The 20,685-nt window shown below is 36.3% G+C and carries 17 protein-coding genes, 8 tRNA genes, 1 rRNA gene and 3 pseudogenes; 26 read left to right on the top strand and 3 right to left on the bottom strand.

The features are described 5' to 3' along the window. From rrf to ACQKP0_RS23600, 22 genes and pseudogenes are all read left to right on the top strand, one after another. Window positions 1-99, top strand: a 5S ribosomal RNA gene (rrf, locus tag ACQKP0_RS23705); the annotation flags it as partial. Between the two features lie 9 nt (window positions 100-108). Then, a tRNA-Asn gene (locus tag ACQKP0_RS23700) sits at window positions 109-183 on the top strand. A gap of 2 nt (window positions 184-185) precedes the next feature. After that, window positions 186-258, top strand: a tRNA-Thr gene (locus ACQKP0_RS23695). 20 nt (window positions 259-278) lie between these two features. Next, window positions 279-353 (top strand) — tRNA-Glu (locus tag ACQKP0_RS23690). 21 nt (window positions 354-374) lie between these two features. Beyond that, window positions 375-450, top strand: a tRNA-Val gene (locus ACQKP0_RS23685). Between the two features lie 42 nt (window positions 451-492). Then, a tRNA-Thr gene (locus ACQKP0_RS23680) sits at window positions 493-568 on the top strand. A gap of 7 nt (window positions 569-575) precedes the next feature. Continuing rightward, window positions 576-660, top strand: a tRNA-Tyr gene (locus tag ACQKP0_RS23675). A 58-nt stretch (window positions 661-718) separates the two neighbouring features. Continuing rightward, window positions 719-793: transfer RNA gene (locus ACQKP0_RS23670), tRNA-Gln, on the top strand. A gap of 172 nt (window positions 794-965) precedes the next feature. Continuing rightward, window positions 966-1,038, top strand: a tRNA-Lys gene (locus ACQKP0_RS23665). Between the two features lie 249 nt (window positions 1,039-1,287). Next, window positions 1,288-2,253 carry a cation diffusion facilitator family transporter gene (locus tag ACQKP0_RS23660; protein WP_427408277.1) on the top strand — a complete coding sequence of 322 codons (966 nt, stop codon included), beginning with the start codon at window positions 1,288-1,290 and terminating at the stop codon, window positions 2,251-2,253. A 150-nt stretch (window positions 2,254-2,403) separates the two neighbouring features. Next, entirely contained in the window at window positions 2,404-3,303 is a 900-nt protein-coding gene (gene rocF / locus ACQKP0_RS23655; protein ID WP_427408276.1) for an arginase, read from the top strand. Window positions 3,304-3,533: 230 nt separating this feature from the next. After that, the gene (gene sigW, locus ACQKP0_RS23650; protein WP_427408275.1) at window positions 3,534-4,097 is read left to right on the top strand and encodes an RNA polymerase sigma factor SigW; all 564 of its coding nucleotides are present in this window, start codon (window positions 3,534-3,536) and stop codon (window positions 4,095-4,097) included. Window positions 4,098-4,102: 5 nt separating this feature from the next. Next, a complete protein-coding gene (locus ACQKP0_RS23645) occupies window positions 4,103-4,738 on the top strand; it encodes a zf-HC2 domain-containing protein (protein WP_427408274.1) in 636 nt (211 codons plus the stop codon). 162 nt (window positions 4,739-4,900) lie between these two features. Next, window positions 4,901-5,725 (top strand): diadenylate cyclase CdaA, encoded by an 825-nt coding sequence (gene cdaA / locus ACQKP0_RS23640; protein ID WP_427408273.1) that lies wholly within the window; start codon window positions 4,901-4,903, stop codon window positions 5,723-5,725. Next, window positions 5,718-6,953, top strand: a complete 1,236-nt coding sequence (locus ACQKP0_RS23635) for a CdaR family protein (RefSeq protein ID WP_427408272.1) — start codon at window positions 5,718-5,720, stop codon at window positions 6,951-6,953. The genes cdaA and ACQKP0_RS23635 overlap by 8 nt, the downstream gene beginning before the upstream one ends. 38 nt (window positions 6,954-6,991) lie before the next feature. Beyond that, window positions 6,992-8,344 carry a phosphoglucosamine mutase gene (gene glmM / locus ACQKP0_RS23630; RefSeq protein WP_427408271.1) on the top strand — a complete coding sequence of 451 codons (1,353 nt, stop codon included), beginning with the start codon at window positions 6,992-6,994 and terminating at the stop codon, window positions 8,342-8,344. Between the two features lie 489 nt (window positions 8,345-8,833). Beyond that, on the top strand, window positions 8,834-10,624 hold the full coding sequence (gene glmS / locus ACQKP0_RS23625) for a glutamine--fructose-6-phosphate transaminase (isomerizing) (protein ID WP_427408270.1): 1,791 nt from the start codon (window positions 8,834-8,836) through the stop codon (window positions 10,622-10,624). Between the two features lie 662 nt (window positions 10,625-11,286). Further along, window positions 11,287-12,210: pseudogene (locus tag ACQKP0_RS23620) on the top strand (TnsD family Tn7-like transposition protein); the annotation flags it as partial. A gap of 5 nt (window positions 12,211-12,215) precedes the next feature. After that, entirely contained in the window at window positions 12,216-12,611 is a 396-nt protein-coding gene (locus ACQKP0_RS23615; RefSeq protein ID WP_427408269.1) for a hypothetical protein, read from the top strand. Between the two features lie 5 nt (window positions 12,612-12,616). Further along, the gene (locus tag ACQKP0_RS23610) at window positions 12,617-13,237 is read left to right on the top strand and encodes a hypothetical protein (RefSeq protein ID WP_427408268.1); all 621 of its coding nucleotides are present in this window, start codon (window positions 12,617-12,619) and stop codon (window positions 13,235-13,237) included. A 213-nt stretch (window positions 13,238-13,450) separates the two neighbouring features. Then, window positions 13,451-13,561 (top strand): annotated as a pseudogene (locus tag ACQKP0_RS23605) (DUF771 domain-containing protein); the annotation flags it as partial. A 32-nt stretch (window positions 13,562-13,593) separates the two neighbouring features. Then, window positions 13,594-13,665: pseudogene (locus ACQKP0_RS23600) on the top strand (hypothetical protein); the annotation flags it as partial. Between the two features lie 164 nt (window positions 13,666-13,829). On the opposite strand, the gene ACQKP0_RS23595 reads toward ACQKP0_RS23600, so the two are convergent. The 3 genes from ACQKP0_RS23595 to ACQKP0_RS23585 form a co-directional block, all read right to left on the bottom strand. Beyond that, on the bottom strand, window positions 13,830-14,396 hold the full coding sequence (locus tag ACQKP0_RS23595; protein WP_427408267.1) for a hypothetical protein: 567 nt from the start codon (window positions 14,394-14,396) through the stop codon (window positions 13,830-13,832). A gap of 196 nt (window positions 14,397-14,592) precedes the next feature. Next, window positions 14,593-15,138: a hypothetical protein gene (locus ACQKP0_RS23590; RefSeq protein ID WP_427408266.1), complete on the bottom strand. Its 546-nt coding sequence runs from the start codon at window positions 15,136-15,138 to the stop codon at window positions 14,593-14,595. A gap of 53 nt (window positions 15,139-15,191) precedes the next feature. Then, entirely contained in the window at window positions 15,192-15,701 is a 510-nt protein-coding gene (locus ACQKP0_RS23585; RefSeq protein WP_427408265.1) for a hypothetical protein, read from the bottom strand. A 129-nt stretch (window positions 15,702-15,830) separates the two neighbouring features. Here ACQKP0_RS23585 and ACQKP0_RS23580 point away from each other — a divergent pair, with 129 nt between their 5' ends. The 4 genes from ACQKP0_RS23580 to ACQKP0_RS23565 all read left to right on the top strand — a co-directional run bounded on the left by ACQKP0_RS23580 (window position 15,831) and on the right by ACQKP0_RS23565 (window position 20,446). Next, window positions 15,831-16,181 carry a hypothetical protein gene (locus tag ACQKP0_RS23580; protein WP_427408264.1) on the top strand — a complete coding sequence of 117 codons (351 nt, stop codon included), beginning with the start codon at window positions 15,831-15,833 and terminating at the stop codon, window positions 16,179-16,181. Further along, window positions 16,168-17,358 (top strand): type I restriction enzyme HsdR N-terminal domain-containing protein, encoded by a 1,191-nt coding sequence (locus ACQKP0_RS23575; protein WP_427408263.1) that lies wholly within the window; start codon window positions 16,168-16,170, stop codon window positions 17,356-17,358. Before ACQKP0_RS23580 ends, ACQKP0_RS23575 begins: the two co-directional genes overlap by 14 nt. A gap of 57 nt (window positions 17,359-17,415) precedes the next feature. Beyond that, window positions 17,416-18,261 carry a hypothetical protein gene (locus ACQKP0_RS23570; protein WP_427408262.1) on the top strand — a complete coding sequence of 282 codons (846 nt, stop codon included), beginning with the start codon at window positions 17,416-17,418 and terminating at the stop codon, window positions 18,259-18,261. A 100-nt stretch (window positions 18,262-18,361) separates the two neighbouring features. Then, complete coding sequence (locus tag ACQKP0_RS23565) at window positions 18,362-20,446, top strand: GmrSD restriction endonuclease domain-containing protein (protein ID WP_427408261.1); 2,085 nt, start codon at window positions 18,362-18,364, stop codon at window positions 20,444-20,446. Window positions 20,447-20,685 lie beyond the last annotated feature (239 nt).

Genomic DNA, 20,685 nt, shown 5'->3' with positions numbered 1-20,685 from the left:
AAGGTCACACCCGTTCCCATCCCGAACACGGAAGTTAAGCTTCTCAGCGCCAATGGTAGTTGGGGGCTCTCCCCCTGCAAGAGTAGGACGTTGCCGGATTAATATTATTCCGCAGTAGCTCAGTGGTAGAGCTATCGGCTGTTAACCGATCGGTCGTAGGTTCGAATCCTACCTGCGGAGCCATTGCTTCCATAGCTCAGCAGGTAGAGCACTTCCATGGTAAGGAAGAGGTCACCGGTTCGAGCCCGGTTGGAAGCTTACCAATTAAAAAATAGATTGGCCCGTTGGTCAAGCGGTTAAGACACCGCCCTTTCACGGCGGTAACACGGGTTCGAATCCCGTACGGGTCACCATTATAGATACATATATTCCGTGGAGGATTAGCTCAGCTGGGAGAGCACCTGCCTTACAAGCAGGGGGTCGGCGGTTCGATCCCGTCATCCTCCACCATTTTTTATGTAAAAAATCAGATGAAAACAAATTAATATATTTGCCGGCCTAGCTCAATTGGTAGAGCAACTGACTTGTAATCAGTAGGTTGGGGGTTCAAGTCCTCTGGCCGGCACCATTTATATGGAGGGGTAGCGAAGTGGCTAAACGCGGCGGACTGTAAATCCGCTCCCTCAGGGTTCGGCGGTTCGAATCCGTCCCCCTCCACCATTTTTTTAGTATAATTTGATTGAATCGGACATACTATGAATGTCCCTTTTTCATGTATTGGGCTATAGCCAAGTGGTAAGGCAACGGACTTTGACTCCGTCATTCGTTGGTTCGAATCCAGCTAGCCCAGCCATTTTTTTTTTTTGAGCCATTAGCTCAGTTGGTAGAGCACGATCGAATAAGCTCCGAAGCAAAGCAACAGCGTACTGATCGAGCAGCATCTTGAATAATCTTTCTGAGATCAGGACGTCGTAGATGCACAAAGTTAAGAATTGTTATTTACATAGTAAAGAAATAACTAATACGAGCCATTAGCTCAGTTGGTAGAGCATCTGACTTTTAATCAGAGGGTCGAAGGTTCGAGTCCTTCATGGCTCATCAAATTTAGATGTAAATGAACTTTACAAAAAAATTAACATTAATTGCCTTAAACCTTTTAGGTTTAAGGCTTTTATTTTGCAAAAAATATCTTTAAACAACTATCTCAATAATTGTTAATAAAATTGCCTGCAGGATATACGTGAAGAGATTTCTATAGGGAGTATAATTTTCAGAACGCATACCCTACAGGAATTTTAGGAAAGCCAATTAAAAACGTAAAAAAATTTAAAAACGAGAGGTACATAAATGGGAGAAATCATAAAACTTTTAAAGCATGGAAATAAATCTGCAATGTTAGCAGCGATTATCAACGCGATCATTTCAATAATAAAGGGAATTGCTTTCTTTATTACCGGAAACGTAGCTATGTTTGCTGAAACGATGCATAGTCTTGGAGATGCAGCAAATCAATTTTTTGTATTTATTGGATCGGCATTAAGTAAAAAAGCGCCTACGGATCGTTTTCCAAACGGTTTTGGCAGGCTTGTTAATTTAGTCCTTCTTGGAGCAGTATTGATTGTAGGGATTATGTCTTTTGAAACCATTAAGGAAGGTTTTCATCATATTTTACATCCAACAAAATCACAAGGCTTTCTTTTAAATATAGCTGTTCTTGTTGCTGCTGTTTTACTTGAATCATTCGTGTTGTTCAAAGCAATGAAAGAGATTGTCCATGAGGCAGGAGTAGAGGCAAAAGGGACAGGCATTTTATTTCAAAGCATAAAGTATCTCAGTAGGGCAAAGCCTGCCACCAAGCTCGTATTTATGGAGGATTCAGTTGCGACAGCAGGTGGTCTCTTAGCTATTATTGCAGTTATTACTTCCCGACTTACTCCTTTCCATCAGGCCGAGGGCATTGCTTCAATATTAATCGGAATCATGATGTTTTTTGTTGTTGGAAAGGTTTTTTTAGATAATGCTGCTGGTGCTTTAGGAGAGGCAGATGAGGAGATGGAAGAAAAAATAGGAAATATGGTTATGGAGGATCCAAGTGTAAAAGATATTCAAGATATTACTGTCATAAAAGAAGGTGAAGAATTGCACGTTGAAGTAGAAATCGAAATTGATCCAAGTTTAACAATAGCAGAAGCAGATGATATTAAAGATCGTCTAGAAGAAAAAATTATGGCAGAAAAGGGAGTAGCAGACGTAGTTATAGAATTTGATGAGGACGATGGTGTTTTAATCTGGAAGGAGGATTTAAAAAAATGAAGTTAATAACGCTGTTTGTACCAGGGGAAGAAGTTTGATTACCAAACTTCAATTTCGTAATGCATATATATACACAAAGTTGTCGAGTTGAGTCAGAAGATTATGAAGTATTAAAATAGAGATACAAGGCATAAGGGGGTATGTATATATATGAAAAGACAAATTACGATTTTGGGAGTTCCTATGGATCTTGGGCAAGCTCGTAGAGGCGTGAATATGGGGCCAAGTGCAATTAGATATGCAGATGTAGTTGAGCGGTTAGAAAAGCTGGGCTACGAGATAACAGATCTTGGAGATATTGAAATTGGTGCTGCAGAACGTTTACATGATCCTGAAACAAATATGAAAAATTTGAAAGCGGTTGCTGAGGGAAATACGATTTTAAGCTCTAAGGTTGATGAAATTGTACAAAAGGGAGATTTTCCTCTTGTTTTTGGAGGGGACCATAGTATTGCAATTGGTACTTTATCTGGTGTATCTAAGCATTATAAAAATTTAGGGGTCATTTGGTATGATGCTCATGGAGATTTAAATATTGCTGATACATCACCTTCGGGAAATATTCACGGAATGCCGCTCGCAGCAAGCTTAGGACATGGGCACCCTACATTAACGGAAATTGGCGGATACGCTCCTAAAATTAAGCATGAAAACGTTGTGATTATCGGTGCAAGAGATCTTGATGAAGGCGAAAAAGAATTAATAAAGAACAAAGGAATGAAAGTTTATACGATGCATGAAATTGATCGTTTAGGAATGACAAAAGTAATGGAAGAAACAATCAATTATTTAAAAGATAAAACAGATGGAGTTCATTTATCACTTGATTTAGATGCACTGGATCCAAGTGATTGCCCTGGAGTCGGCACACCTGTACTTGGCGGAATCAGTTATCGGGAAAGCCATTTAGCAATGGAAATGCTGGCTGAATCCGGTATGATTACATCAGCAGAATTTGTAGAAGTCAACCCTATATTAGATGAAAGAAATCGAACAGCGGAAGTAGCAGTTGCACTAATGGGCTCCCTATTTGGAGAAAAACTACTATAATTTGAATATATCTAAAAGCAGTAGACACATACTACTGCTTTTTATTATCTTATTTTTGTATAGTATGTTACACAATCTACTTGATAATTTTTACTATTTCCCATTTTTGTAATAAAACGAACATCCATTGGTAAATTTCTGTTAAAATAAAAATAAAAAAGAACTTTTTTTGAAACCTTTTTGCTATTCATTCGTAACAATGTATAGCCGCTAGGGGCGGGGGTATAGGAATGGACATATTGGTAAAAAAGAGAATAAAACAGGTGTTAAAAGGCGACAAAAATGCATACGGAGAAATCGTAGAGATATATAAAGATAAAGTGTATCAAATATGCTACCGAATGCTAGGAAACTCGCATGAAGCTGAAGATATTGCACAGGAAGCCTTTATACGCGCCTACATGAATATTAACAGTTTTAAACAAGAGAGAAAATTTTCAACCTGGCTTTATCGGATTGCAACTAATCTTTGTATTGATCGTCTTAGAAAGAAAAAGCCTGATTACTACTTAGATGCAGAAGTAGCAGGAACCGATGGATTAACGATGTACTCTCAAATAGCTGCAACAGAAAAAACTCCAGATTTAGAAGTAGAAGATTTAGAGGTACACGAAACGATTCAAATGGCGATTTTTTCACTTCCAGAAAAATATCGTTCAGCTATAGTATTAAAATATTTAGAAGAGCTTTCATTAATTGAAATCAGCCAAATTTTAGACTTGCCGCTTGGTACAGTGAAGACTAGAATTCATAGAGGACGCGAGGCTTTAAGAAAGCAACTTCGAAATTTATAGAGAGGATGAGAACGAAATTGAATACTTGTTCTGAAGAAATGATTCTCTTTATGCATGAATATTTGGATGGGGACATAACTCCTGAGCAGGAAACAGCACTGAAAAAACACCTTCAAACATGTCAGGAATGCGGAAAGCACTTTCAGGAACTGAAGAAAACCAGTGCCATAATAAAGAGTACATCAATCATAGCAGCACCTTCTGATTTTACATCAAAAGTGATGGGAAAATTACCGAAAGAAAAACGTAAAGTCGGATTTAAACGATGGTTATCACACCATCCATTTATGGCTGCTGCATCCTTATTTATTATTCTAATGGGTGGAAGCATGTTCTCCATGTGGAATGATAACCAAGAATTTTCCTTTACAAAAAAACCAAATTTACAAGTAGAAGATCATACCGTTATTGTACCTAAAGGAGAGACAGTAAATGGTGATCTTATAGTCAAAAATGGTGACTTACGAATAGAAGGAAAAGTAGATGGGAATGTAACAGTTATTAATGGAGATCAATATATGGCCTCTGCTGGAAATGTAACGGGAGACATAAAAGAAATTAATGAAGTCTTCGATTGGTTATGGTATCAAATAAAAAGCGGATGTAAGGAAGTAGTAAGTTTTTTCGATTCAAATAAATAGGCTTTGTAAAACAAAACTAATAAATTAAGGTATTAGAGAAACAAACAGGAACAAATTGTTTCTCTATTTTTATTGGTTTGTAAAAGTGTGGTATAATAATAGCGTTTAGTTTAATGAATAAAAGCGGCTCTAATATGATATCAAACTTATGGAGGATGGAGCATGCCGTTTACAGACTTCAATTTTTTCGATTATATTTCAACAATTATAGATATATTCCTTGTATGGTATGTAATATATAAACTTTTAATGGTGATACGCGGAACGAAAGCTGTACAGCTTTTAAAAGGGATTTTTGTTATTCTGATTGTTAGAAGTTTAAGTAACTTTTTTGGCTTACATACATTGGATTGGATAATGGAACAAGCCATTACTTGGGGATTTCTAGCTATCATTATTATTTTTCAGCCTGAATTGCGACGTGCACTCGAGCAATTGGGGAGAGGTAAGATATTTTCTCGTGCGAATATGCAGGAGGAAGAAGAACAAACAAAAATTATTGAAGCAATTGTTACTGCGACAAGCTATATGGCAAAACGTCGCATAGGTGCACTCATTTCAATTGAAAGGGAAACGGGACTTAGTGATTATATCGAAACCGGAATCCCTTTGAAATCCCAAATTTCTTCGGAATTGCTAATTAATATTTTTATTCCGAATACACCTTTACATGATGGGGCAGTCATTTTACAAAAAAATCAAGTTGCTGCAGCTGCTTGTTATCTACCTTTATCTGAAAGCCCATTTATTTCAAAGGAATTAGGTACTAGACATCGAGCAGCTTTGGGAATTAGTGAAGTGACAGATAGCTTAACCATTGTTGTCTCAGAAGAAACAGGTGCAATCTCTTTAACGAAAAATGGTGAGCTTCACAGAGACTTGAAATTAGATCATTTTAAAGAGATATTGCAAAAAGAATTAATGGTATCGACAAATAAGCAAGCTTCCTCATCATTATGGAATTGGAGGGTGAAGAAGCGTGGATAAATTTATGGACAATAAGTGGTTTATTAGAATTGTTGCCATGTTCTTGGCTATACTGCTTTATGTATCCGTGAGTATTGAAAATACGAGTAAAAATAAAGAAGTTAGTCCAAAAAGCAATGATGTTGTTCAAAATATGCCAGTGGAACTTATTTATGACCAGGAAAACCTTGTTGTTTCAGGAGCACCAGAAACAGTCGATGTGAAAATAGATGGTCCGAAAAGCTTGGTGCAGTCAACTAGAAATCTTAGGAATTTTACAGTTTACATCGATTTAACTGATGCAAAGATTGGAACACAAAAGGTGAAGATAAAGTGTAAGGATTTATCGGATAAGCTGACAGCTACGATAACACCGGCATATGCAACGGTAACCGTTCAAGAAAAGGTAACCAAGGAATTTAATGTGGATGCGGAATTTAATCCAAATCTTTTAGCAGAAGGTTTTGAGGCTGAAGCTCCATCGGTTGAACCGAAAACGGTGACTATAACCGGTGCAAAAGATGTGATCGATCAAATCAGTTATGTGAAAGCAACGGTAGATTCGAAAAGACAAATAGATTCTACGATCACAAGAGATGCTGGTGTTCAAGTATTAGACAGGAACTTGAATAAGCTAAATGTTAACGTAGAGCCAGGAACAGTTGAGGTAACCATTCCTGTGAAAAATCCAAATAAAACCGTACCAATTTCAGTTAATCCTATAGGAAAAGAAATGGACGGTGTCGTAATAAATAGCATTACCACTGAACCAAAAGATGTTAAGATATACGGTAAAAGTGACTTATTAAAAACCATTAATGCATTAAGTGTTGATGTTGATATAAGTAAATATGATAAGGACACTGTCATCGAAGTTCCGATAAAAGTGCCTAAAGGTGTTAATAAAATCGAACCAGCAATAGCCAAAGTTAAGCTAAGTATTAGTGAAAAAACAGTAGAAAAAACCATTCACAATGTTAAAGTTAGCGACAAAGGACTAGGCGATGATTATACGATGGAATTTTTATCACCAGCTAGCGGCGAGGTTGATTTAACTGTTAATGGAACAAGTAGTTTCTTAAAAGATTTAAGTGCCTCAGACTTTAACATTATCATGGACTTATCTGGGTTATCGCCGGGGGATCATGAAGTTGGCTTAGAAGTCGATGGGCCAAATGATGTTTCATGGGAGCTGTCAAAAAAGAAAGTAAAAATTCGTTTAACAGAAAAAGATAGCGGAAGTATTTAAATGCAAGGATTGCATTTTTAGAAGGAGCGAGTAATCGAATGGGTAAATATTTTGGAACAGATGGAGTAAGAGGAGTTGCTAATACAGAATTGACACCTGAATTAGCGTTTAAATTAGGTCGCTATGGTGGATATGTATTAACAAAGGATACGGAACGTCCCAAGGTGATTATCGGACGTGATACTCGGATTTCCGGACATATGCTAGAAGGTGCATTAGTTGCAGGATTATTATCTATTGGTGCAGAGGTCATGCGATTAGGTGTGATCTCTACTCCGGGTGTAGCTTTTTTAACGAAAGCTTTAGGAGCTCAAGCGGGAGTCATGATTTCTGCTTCACATAATCCAGTGGCTGATAATGGAATTAAATTTTTTGGATCAGACGGATATAAGCTTTCAGATGATCAAGAAGCCGAAATTGAGCAGCTATTAGATAACACGGAGGATCATCTTCCTAGACCGGTTGGCGGAGACCTTGGTGTAGTAAATGATTACTTTGAAGGCGGTCAAAAATATCTACAGTTTCTTAAACAAACAGTAGATGAGGACTTTTCTGGTATCCACATTGCACTTGATTGTGCAAACGGTGCGACATCTTCGTTAGCTACTCATTTATTTGCCGATTTAGAAGCTGATACTTCAACGATGGGGGCATCTCCAGACGGACTTAATATTAATGATGGTGTGGGGTCTACACATCCTGAGAGCCTGGCTGCTTTTGTTAAAGAAAAAGGTGCCGATATAGGTCTCGCATTTGACGGTGACGGTGATCGAATTATTGCTATTGATGAACATGGAGAAATTGTTGACGGCGACCAAATTATGTTTATTTGTGCAAAATATATGAAAACCGAAGCTCGTCTCAAGCAGTCAACAGTTGTGTCCACTGTTATGAGCAATCTTGGATTTCATAAAGGTTTAGAAGAAGTTGGCATTAAAAGTATTCAAACAGCCGTTGGGGATCGCTATGTTGTAGAAGAGATGAAAAATAATAATTATAATCTTGGCGGCGAACAATCCGGACATATTATCTTCTTGGATTACAATACAACAGGTGATGGTCTTTTAACCGGTATACAGCTTGTTAATATTATGAAGGCAACGAATAAAACATTATCTGAGTTGGCTGGGGAAATGAAAAAATATCCACAGAAGCTTGTGAATATTCGAGTCGAGGATAAGTATCATGTGACAGATAATGAAAAAGTAAAAGAAGTTATTGAAGAAGTAGAAAGTGAAATGGCTGGAAACGGACGTATCCTTGTCCGCCCTTCTGGTACTGAGCCATTGGTTCGCGTCATGGCGGAAGCGGCAACGATAGAAGCTTGTGAATCATATGTAAACAGAATTGCACAAGTGGTAAAAGAAGAAATGGGTTTATCTGAAGAATAAGTGGAATAATATGCATAAGGGGAACGAATTCCTTTCCTTATGCATATTTTTATTTCAGAGTGATTTGTTATCAAGAAAAAGTCATTCAATTTAAGTTCCACAGTTTATACTTGACGTATAGAAACGAAGTAAGATATGATTATCATGTTTTACTAGACATTGGCAATAAACGAAAAAACTACAATAATAGAGCCATGTCAGGTTAAACAATAAGGGCGAGGAGGATAGTGAGGTAAGGGTTGAAAAGAATGATAAAGCGCCAGAACTAAACAACGAACGGAATAAATTGTTTAGTTGACGAGGTGGAGGTTTATCGAGCATTCGGCGGGTACCTTCCGGCTACCACAAAGTCGTTATCTTTTTCTTAAATCATCTGAGGTGACTCAGTGGACAAAGGGAAAAGAAATGGTGGATAAAAAAATAACAGAGATAAGGGGGCAGGACTGCCTCCTGGTAATCTTGCCCCCCTTATTAGGGAGGAAGATACAAATGTGTGGAATCGTAGGTTATATTGGAGATCAGGACGCAAAGGAACTTTTGCTTAAAGGATTAGAAAAGCTTGAATATAGAGGATATGATTCTGCTGGAATCGCAGTGAAAAATGATCGAGGTGTTCATGTTTTCAAAGAAAAAGGACGGATTGCAGATCTTCGTGAGATTGTTGATACAGACGAGTTGGCTAATATCGGAATTGGTCACACTCGTTGGGCAACACATGGAGTACCTAGCAAGGAAAATGCTCACCCACATCAAAGCGTGTCAAATCGCTTTACACTTGTTCATAATGGGGTAATCGAAAACTATTCTCTTTTGCAGCAATCATACTTACAGGGTGTAGCGCTTAAAAGTGAAACAGATACCGAAATCATTGTTCAATTAATTGAGAAGTTCGTTTCTGAAGGGTTAGATGTTGAGGAAGCTTTCCGTAAGACGTTGACACTTCTTCATGGTTCATATGCACTTGCATTATTAGATGCTGAAAACGATGATACTATTTTTGTGGCAAAAAACAAAAGTCCACTTCTTGTCGGGGTTGGTGAAGGCTTCAATGTTGTCGCAAGTGATGCAATGGCAATGATTCAAGTAACTGATCAATTTATTGAGTTAATGGACAAAGAAATGGTAGTCGTAAAGAAAGATGATATCATCATTCAAAATCTACTAGGTGAAAAGATTACTAGAAATCCATACAAAGCATTAATTGATGCAAGTGACATTGAAAAAGGAACATACCCTCACTATATGTTGAAGGAAATTGATGAACAGCCACTTGTGATGAGAAAAATCATTCAAGCGTATCAAGATATTAATGGCAACCTAACGATTGATTCAGATATTGTGAATGCAATGAACGGGGCTGATCGTATTTATATTATTGCTTGTGGCACAAGCTACCATGCAGGGCTTGTTGGAAAGCAATTGATTGAAAAGCTGGCAAGTATCCCTGTTGAAGTCCATGTAGCCAGTGAAATGGGCTATAACATGCCATTATTATCGAAGAAACCATTGTTTGTTTTTATTTCACAAAGTGGTGAAACAGCTGATAGTAGAGCGGTACTTGTTAAAGTGAAAGAGCTTGGATATAAGGCATTAACGATTACAAATGTTCCTGGATCAACATTATCACGTGAAGCAGATTATACATTATTATTGCATGCAGGTCCTGAAATTGCTGTTGCCTCTACAAAAGCATATACTGCTCAAATCGCTGTATTAGCTATTCTTGCTAGTGTGGCAGGCAAAAATGTTGATTTTGATCTTATTCATGAGCTTGGTATCGTAGCCAATGCGATGGGGATTCTAACGGATTCTAAAGAAGAATTCGAAAAAATGGCATATGAATATTTCACAGTAACTCCTAATGCTTTCTTTATCGGTCGTGCTCTTGACTACTACGTATGTCTTGAAGGTGCACTTAAGCTGAAGGAAATCTCTTACATTCAAGCAGAAGGTTTTGCAGGAGGGGAATTAAAGCATGGAACAATCGCTTTAATTGAAGAGGGAACACCTGTCATTGCCCTTGCGACTCAAGAAAATGTAAACTGGAGCATTCGCGGAAATGTGAAGGAAGTCGTAGCACGCGGTGCAAACCCATGCATCATCTCAATGAAAGGTCTGGACACAGAAGAAGACCGTTTCATCGTTCCAGAAGTACACGAATTATTAACACCTCTTGTCTCTGTCGTTCCATTACAGCTTCTCGCTTACTATGCTGCATTACATCGTGACTGTGATGTTGATAAGCCTAGAAATCTAGCGAAAAGTGTGACTGTGGAATAGGGGTTTAGTAGGAATAGATTTTTGTTGTTAAAACAAAATAAAGTGTGCAGAATGATAAAAAAGTCTGCTTAAGAAGAAAAAAGTTTGCATAAAGCCTCGTGGGTGTATCCGGTATATGGATGTATCTGCGAGGCTTTTTATGTGGAACAGTGGTCGCACCTAGTTTCATTGCAAGGCACAGGATTCCCTCTGTGAGTTGGGGCATCCCTTTGTATATCTTTAAAGGGGGTACACTGTAGCCAGATATAAGGGGGGAAGCCGCACGTCCTCTAATGTGTAACAAGCCCCAAGGAAGTGCCTCGCCCATAAAAAAATAAATAAATATAAAAATTATTAAGGGTAGGTATGCAGGAAGTACCGATGGTACTGGTAATCGTAAGGTGCACTGTTATCTTCCTGTTGTTAAAGCCAAAGAAAAAAGTAAAAACACGAGTGAAAACTGGAATTACATCTAATTTTCCTCGTGTTTTTTGTTTCTCAAAGACAGGCAAAACGTACCGTTGGTACGTCAACCAGATTTAATCAAACGCTTAGTTAGAATTCAAATAATCCTTACCAAATCAATAATCCCTGTTGAAGCACTTCACAAGAGGGCCAACGTGTTTCAGAAAGGATAACACTACTAGGAAGGCTTTCCCTGGGTAACTTCATTTGAAAATAATCCATTTGGTTATCCGAATTGGCCTTGCTTAAATGCCTTATGTCCAGACTATAAGGAAAGTGTTATTAAAGATGTCACGATTAGAAGATGTGAGAAGACGAAGAAGCCAATTGGGCGGTTTACTTGTCCTACTTGTGGTTTTTCTTATACAAGGAAAGGGAGAGATCAATATAAAGAAGATCGTTACAAATATACTCGAATAATAGATTTCGGTTCCCTTTGGAAGAAAGAGCTACAATCTTTGTTGAGTGTTGGATTGAGTTATCGGGAGATTGCTCGGAGATTAGCTGTGGATACCAATACCGTAATTAAATATGAGAAAAAAAATAATAGCGGAAGTGATTCAAAGAAGGAAGTTCATAAAGATAATGATTTGGTAAATAAACGTCGAAGTGAATGGATGCAGTTGCAAAAGGAATATCCTAACCTTTCGAAAACCCAATTGAGAAAGAAAGGACCAGCGGTGTACGCTTTCTTATATAGGAACGATAGAAATTGGCTGAACGTAAATTCACCAAAACGGCAAAAGGTTGAAACAATAAATAACCGTGTTAATTGGTTGGAAAGAGACCAAGAAGTATTAAAGAAGGTCCATAAGGTGGTTGAGGATATAAATAATAAAAGCGGTAAGCCCATAAGAATTACAGTAAAGACACTTGGAGACCGCATTGGAGAGAGAGCCCTATTGGAAAACCATTTGGATAAGTTGCCAGAAACGAAGGAGTTCATTGAACAAGTTTCGGAATCAGAGAAGGATTTCCGTTTGAGAAGGGTAAAGTACGTAATTAGAAAAATGAAAGAGAAGGGAGAAGTGATTAAAGAATGGAAGGTTCTAAGAAAGGCAGCCATTAAAAAGGAGTTTTATGAGGAAATTATTGATTTCTTAAAACGGGAGAAGGAATTGAAAAATATTGAGGGGGATTGAAATAAATGTACAAGAACGGAATGGATTTTCCTAACGAAGGCTTTGTGCAAAATACCATTGAATCCTATTTTGATAAAAAGGGATTTATCAAGGAGTCAATTTCTTATACAGATTATGCAGGAGTCAATACGGAAACTCGGGAAAAATGGAGAGTTGAAGCTAAGGGATTGACGGGAAATGTAGGACTTGATTTCCGAACGGGGCTTGGACAACTAATACAACGAATGGATGATCCAAATGCAAATTATGGTATAGCCATTCCTAATATTCCGTCATATTTACGACAGGTAGAACAAATAAAACCATGGGTGAGAGAAAAATTTCAATTACATATTTTGGTGATTAATGAGGATGGGGTTGTATATCATTTAAAACCTAATAAACCATTAATAGGGGAGTGATAGTGATGTTCCGTAATGCACTTGAAGACGTAGACCGTTTTATTAAATCAAATGTTTTTACACTCTCTGGTAATGATTTATATAATTTGAAGAAAGGTTTTTATGAAAAAAGCGTTGAGTATATGGGGCATAGCAACAACTTAACTGGAATTACAGAACTGGTCGTTAATATGTATCTCAATCACTGGGTCGAGGCTCAAAGTCTTCCTTATTCATTAAAAAGAAACTATAAAGTTAAGGGTGTAAATGGAAAAGATAATGAATTAGATATTGCTTTCCTTGATGAATCTTTAGAAATTCAATTCGGAATCTCCGTGAAACGTGAGATCGGTTCGACTAGCTGGAAAACACATGAAAAATCGAGCTCCTCCTATAAAGAGTTGACCAAGAATTACAGTCTTAGAAATAACCTACTTCAAGATTACTGGCGATTGGATAATATCAAACGAGGTATTAACCGAGCATTCCCTACAGTTACCATCATTTTTGAAGGTGTGAGGGAGGGGGAAGAAATGATGATGAAGAAATTAACTGAAGACACTCCTTCCTTTCAGTATTTGGTATTATACCAACATCAAGATGCAATATTCTATGATTTGAAAGAGAAATTTCGAATTGTGAAATAGTGGTCTTAAATAAGTGGATGCTTTAATAGATGAATAGATTGGCTTATAAAATCATTATTAGTAAACACAATAAAAAAATAGGTTAGTTGGTGGTTGAACCTTGCAAAAACTAAAAGCTGAAGTCGTAATCACAATTCCAGAGGATATGGTACTTATTACAAGAGTTGAATATGAAAAGTTAAAAAAAATGAATTATCGGGTGTGTACTGGAATATGAAAGAACTCGAAAAGCGTACCAATAAAAAGTCAGAATGGATAAAAGAGAATATTCTATATCCTGAGAGGTTCAGAAAGATACTTGACATTGATAACGGGGATTTGTTTATTATCCCGAAACAAAAGGTCAACATTGGTCTTTTCAGGCTACAAAAATGGCTGCATTTCTGGATAATAACTTTGGTAAGATCTTTGGTTCTATAAGATATTAGACAAAAAATAAATCCATTTGAGTTTAAGGAAGTTTGGCGATTGAGTTGGGTCGTTTTAGCGGCTCTTTTCTTGTTTCACTAACGGATTATTCAATACTTCCCTTTCTAGGTAAAAAAAACCACTATAGTGAACAAAAAAAGAATACCCTAGAAGGATATTCTTCTTACTTCTTTGAATACCATCTCCATCTAAGCCAAATAATTGTTTCGTCAACAGTATTCTCATAAGTTTCCTTCAACCATGTTAGGAAATTATTAGGGTTATCGAAATCTCCTGTTATGCAACCGGCAGAGAACTGATGGCAGTTATCAATTAGCAAATTATAGTTTCTATTCTTGTCAATTTTGTCTATTGCACGGCCAGAAGCAATTGCATATCCAACAGGTTCTTTGGTTTTAACATTACAAGGAATAAATATATCTGGATCAATGGTTGTTATGTGGTCAGTAAATTTATCCGGACTCACACATTCAATTTGACCCCGACCATTCAATTGTACTATTTGATTATTCCCGATGAATATACCAGAGTGCTCTACTGGTCCTAATTGGCAGTAAACTACAGATCCTATGGCTGGTGATTTATAAGTAAACGTATTGTCATCAAAAAAGGAACGAAAACTTGAGCTGGACGAAGATTCGGTTTTGAAGATTTTTTCGGGTCTCGCCACTGTTGTATGTACTGGAGGGTCAAATGTTGTCTTTAATGTTGTTTTAACTACGTCACCCAATAATTTCTTGAACATATTTATCACTCCTATAATACTTTTGACCCATTAGATTTCGACATTAATCGGTAAAACCCTTCAATAAATAATAATTTGGATACGATGATTTGTTTTTTTACATAATCTAATGTTTTGAGAAATGGTTATTTTTCACTATGTTCCTATCATCTTCACCCAAAAAGTTCAATGTCCGGAATATCTAATAAGCATCAGGAAGATTAAATTTCACTTCCATTTTATTTATAGATTGCGTCTTTTCTGAATCGGATAAATAGATTAGTTTTGAATCAATCCCTAAAATAGACTGAGCAAGGTACATGAAACGCATTTGTGGCTCTCTAAGCACATTTTTTTGTTTCTTTACCTCCGCAAAGAAACAAGTTTCCAAGTTGTAAACGAACATATCTGGGTTTTCGATGGAATAGTCTGTCTCTCCCAATATTTTACCTGCATCTTTAAACTTTTGGAGCTTTTGCTGACTGGTCATAAGAGAAATAATGTCATTGTATCTCTTGAATTTAGAGGTTTTAGATAAAAGGTTAAATTCATTAGTGATTGTATATAATCCTTTATCTCTAAAAAACTTTTCCGCCATCCAATCCCCAAAACCATAGCCATTTTTTATGCCAGGACCATTCCAAGCAAGCATGAAAGATGGGACAATTGAGGAATCTCTAGCCTTCCACTTTGTTAGAAGTTCCTTATCATAAGGTATGGTAATTTGTTCAATTACTAAAGTAGACATTATTGGTTTTCTCCTTCTCAAATATCCTTCGTAGCAAGCCTGTCAATATATGATTATTCGGAGGCGGTATAACGATAAATATCGTATTCCATGTTGTCCAGTTTGCTTGTCCATCTCAATCCCGAAATTTCAGGAAGTAGGTCTCTGTGATCTCCCCAATTCAAAATATGAATATCTTGTAGCTCGACATCTCGTAAAAGCGATAGACTCTTTGAGTTATAGGCAGGCTTGTGAACGCTGATTAGAAGTCTTTCGGCCAGATCAATTTCTTTTGACCAAAATTCCTCCTTGGGCGTGCTTTTACCAGCAAGACGGCCTGCATAGATTTTTAGCTGCTTAGAGTCATTTGTGTTCCACCAGTTTTCTTGCGATACTCGCTTACCTATAGTTTGCTGATCTGCTTTACCTATATATAATAAAACATCTTTTCCGTAGACCGTGTGTTTACCATAGATTTGATAGATTCCGTAATCTTGGGAGTCATCTTTTAAGAGATTCAACTCATTCAATGTAAATGGACCCTGCCAATCAATTTGGATTAGTTTCAAGGTTCTATTTTGCATTATTGTTCTCCCCTATACAAATTAACTTCGATTATTCCTCTTTGATAAATTTATTTCTATGAAAATTATACCAATGTTCTTAATATAATTGTCGAATTTGGTACAATATTCCTAGAAAGGGTTGATTTTATGTTTCCTACGAAAATATTAATACGTAATAAAACCTATCAAATTATTGATAATCCTTTAACTAAAAATGAATTGAAGGCGTTATTTAAAAATAATCCTTATGAAGTGTATGCCGTTGTTAATGAGGGGCTGGGAAGAGAAGAGCCTATGCTAACAACTTTTCTCGTCTTACACTCTGATGACTTTGAAAATAATGTAATCCTATATGACATATCGAGGCAGATTAATACAACTATAACAACAGAGTTATCTTTTCTGGAAAAAGGCTATATAGAGTTTATAGATGTAGGAATGGTAGATCGCTATCCAATTAAATTCTATAAAAAGGAAGAAAACTATGAAAGTATTTAAAAGTGGAAGAAAGAAGCTAATCTATGATCCATGTCGTCAAATTTTACTTCAGTATACGCCTGAAGAAGAGGTAAGACAAAACATAATTCAAGTATTAATTGAGGAGATGGAGATACCAAGAGATACAATTAGTACAGAATTTCCTCTTAATCATATTGATTCAACATCAAAACAAAGAGCTGACATAGTAGTTTGGCATAAAGATAGGGATGGGGATGAACATGCCTTATTAGTGTTGGAAATAAAAGCCAACCATATTGAACTAACCAATCATACGTTGGAGCAGGTCATATCTTACAACGAAATTCTTAAAGCAAAATATATAGGGATTTCCAATGGCATACAAATGCAATTGTATGAGATAACGAACGGTAATGTAGTTCCTTTAACTAATGAACTTTATACATATTCGGAACTGTTAAAGGGAAAGGTGGAATATACGAGATTCCGTGAATTACGAAGATTGCCATATGAATTGACCACATATGACCGTTATATGAGATTTTTACTTCAAGAAGGATATATCGGAGAAGGTACCCCTATGGATATACATCCATTTATTTCAGAACTTCAAAATTTCATTTTATGTAGTGAATTTAATACAAGTGGCAAATACAGGACTAAAATTGTAGAGGATTTATCAAACGGCAAATTTTCATTTGGAAATGCAAGTGGTGGAAGTTTTCCAGGATATTATCGGAGTCTTATTGTTAAAGATTTCGGTGGAAAACATTCAGTATACCGTATTGGAATATTTGGGACACCAGTAATAGTGAATGACCCTGTTTATGGAAATCGAAATGGAAATACTTATTTAATGGTTGCTGTTGATAATTCTGGGCTTTCTACAAACATTCTACAATTAAATATTGATCAGTTTATTTCATTCTCTGAGGAGCAAAAATCATATGAAATTTTCCATAATGGGCGGCGTAATGGATTTACAAATCTTCAAGTAATTGAAAAAGTAAAGCAATTTTCTCCTGAGCTTATTGTTGATGAGAAAATATTTCTGGGCTCATTACCAGCACAAGGTTCGATTTCAATAAAGGATGGTTCGGATTTTATTGAGAGATTAGTAGAATATGCCAGTGTACGTGTGAATTTAGCAGAAAAGAAAAAGAAAAAGAAAAAAAGAGTTCTAAACTCTAAAGGAAAGCAACGAAGGGAAGTGTAATAATTACGAGTAAGAAGAGCAAATTTATCCCTTATGGAAAGAGACAGGAGGAGTGAGATGGGAAGAAAGGTAATATTAAGCAGAAAGGGATTTGATGAAACAACGGGTGGAAAGCCAAGCCCCATTATTGATAACAAGTTCATTTCATTACCAATTCCGAGAGCGGATTCAGATGTATTTTATAAGGATCTTCGATTAAATCAAGATGAAAATTATTTGACAGTAATGAAAGATATGGGAATTAAGTTTTATTCAGAAGCACATTTAGATCCAGATTTAACAAGTGATGTGAAAGAAAGTAGAGACAAAAACTGGCGAGGATTATTCGGACAAAGTGGAAAATCACAAAAAAGACTAATGGATGAAAGGGTTGGGAAGGGAGATATTTTCCTCTTCTTTGGATGGTTTCGAGAAGTAAAAAAGACGAAGAAGCGTTGGAGGTATGTCCCCCAAGCCCTTAACATTCACGCCATTTTTGGTTTCTTAGAGGTGGATAAAGTAGTAGACATATCAGCAGATGGTACATTACCTTCTTGGGCGAAATACCATCCTCATTTTAAGGATCAACATGAATATGGCGATAAGTTCAATTCCATTTATATAGCAACTCCAAAATTCACAAAATGTGAGAGTAAGCCAGGCTGGGGTTGTTTTAATTATGATAAGCAACTAATCCTTACAAAAGATGGAGCAAAAAATAAGTCGATTTGGAAGCTTCCTTCATGCTTTCAGGAAGAAAGGGATCAATTCTACCCCAAAATGGATGTCTGGAAAATACTTTCTAACGGTTCTGTAGAGCTACAGCCAGTTGGAAGAGGAGATCAAGAAATGTACATAAGTTCTAATCCTGATGTTGTAAGATGGGCTGAGGATTTGATAAAATCTTGCCCCATTTATACTTGAATAAAGTGTCGATCTTTTATCCAACAACTCAACTGTCAGTACCAAATTAATCCATCTGTTATAATAGACAAAAAGTATGGTAAATAAAGGGTGATATAAAATGAAGGCATCTGAAACAAATTTGTTAAAGTTTCTTCAAGGAACAAAACAATTTATAATCCCGATATATCAGCGGAAATATAGTTGGACATTAGAACAATGTAAACAACTTTGGAATGACATTGTACGTGCAGCAAACGATGAGGATATAAAAGGCCATTTTGTGGGGTCAATTGTTTATATCGAAAAAGGGATATATCAAATATCAGCGGTACCACAGTTACTTGTGATTGATGGTCAGCAACGTATGACAACGCTGACCTTGTTGATGATTGCACTAAGAAATGCAATAAAAGAAAGCGATCAGAAGTTTGAAATAACGAGTAAGAAAATAACGAATTACTACTTGGTAAATAATGAAGAGGAAGATGAACTGTATTATAAGCTGCTTCTTACTCAGACGGATAAAGAGACGTTACTGAGTTTGATAGACAATAATGAGCTTCCAGATGAATACTCACAAAGAATAGTTGAGAATTTTCATTTCTTTTTAGAGCAAATAAAAAACAGTGGTATTGACCTCAATCTTCTTTATCGGGGCATATCTAAACTAATTGTTGTTGATATATCGCTGGATCGTGATCATGACAATCCACAACTAATCTTTGAGAGTTTGAATTCGACAGGTCTTGATTTGTCTCAGGCGGATTTAATCCGCAATTATGTGTTAATGAAACTTGAACCTAAGGAACAAGAGGCACTATATAAAAATTATTGGAATCCGATGGAAAAGAGCTTTGGTAATTTAAGTGAGTCTTCATTATTTGACAGGTTTATGAGGGATTACTTGACAGTAAAAACTGGTAGAATTCCTAAGATAAGAAACGTATACTCTGACTTTAAAGAGTATTTTGAACGGCAAAATTCCGGAGTTGAGGATGTTTTAAAAGAGGTCTACCAGTTCTCCAAGTATTTTGTAAATTTGGCTTTCCAAACCGAAAAGGATAAAGAAATCAACGACACCTTAAAAGACATCAATGTATTAAAGGTTGATGTTTCCTATCCTTTTCTTCTCGAAGTTTATGATGATTACAATAAAAAGAGGGTTTCCAAAGAGGAGTTTATTTCAATACTTAAATTTGTAGAATCCTATGTTTTTCGTAGAGCAATCTGTGGTGTGCCAACAAACTCCTTAAACAAAACCTTTGCCACGTTGAGTAAAGAAATAGACAAAGATAACTATTTGGAAAGTGTCCAAGCGGCATTTGCTTTAAAGGACTCTTATAAAAGGTTTCCTAATGATGGGGAATTCATGAAAGAACTCAAAATAAAAGATGTATACAATTTTAGGAACCGTAATTATTTGTTGAGGAAATTAGAAAATTACAAGAGAAAAGAAATTGTTGACATTGAGAGCTATACAATTGAACATATCATGCCCCAGAATAAAAACCTATCGGCTGAGTGGAGAAAAGATTTAGGAGATAATTGGGAAGAAGTACAAAAGACATATCTTCATACATTAGGTAATTTGACTTTAACCCGTTATAACTCAGAACTGAGTGATAAGCCATTCAAGGAAAAAAGGGATATGGATGGTGGATTCGCTGACAGCCCATTACGCCTAAATAAAGGATTAAGGAAACTCGAAACATGGAATGCGAATGAAATCGAGAACAGAGCAGAGGAGCTTTCTGAACGGGCAATATTAGTTTGGGAATATCCTGAATTGCCAGAGGATACTCTCTTGAAATATAAGAAAAAGCCTGAAGGCAATGATAATGCCGCTTACACAATTGTTGATTTTCCGGAATTAACAGGAACTATGTTGGACTTGTTTGAACAACTTAGAAAAAGGATTTGTAACTTTGACAGTTCCGTTAGAGAAGAGTTTAAGAAGTTGTATATTGCTTATAAAACAACAACAAACTTCGTGGATATAGTCCCGCAAAAAAGTAGGCTGCGTTTAAGTCTTAACATGGCCTTCAATGAAATTCATGATCCAAAAGGGATTTGTAAAGATGTAACGAACTTAGGCAGATGGGGAAATGGTGATGTTGAGATTGGTGTCACAAGCATTTCTGAAATTGATGATGCAATGTACCTAATAAAGCAATCTTTTGAAAAGCATAGGGAGGAAGAATAAATCATTTCTTCTATGATTGGCTGGATCCAATAGGGGTTCAGTCTTTTTTTATGTTAAATATTTTTCGATCCCGTGTCTAATAAGTATTCAATTGCTATGACTGTATATAAATGGATGTCGAAAAAGGAGAAAAATAATCGGAATATTTAGGGTTTTGTTTAATTTTGGTATACATTTCCTGTAAAATAGAAAATAGTAAATTGACAATAGGCAAATATATTATCAAATAGATAAAGTAA

This window comes from Heyndrickxia sp. NPDC080065 (assembly GCF_050281185.1).
Classification (GTDB): domain Bacteria; phylum Bacillota; class Bacilli; order Bacillales; family Bacillaceae_C; genus Heyndrickxia.
This window is presented reverse-complemented; position numbering and strand designations above follow the sequence as displayed.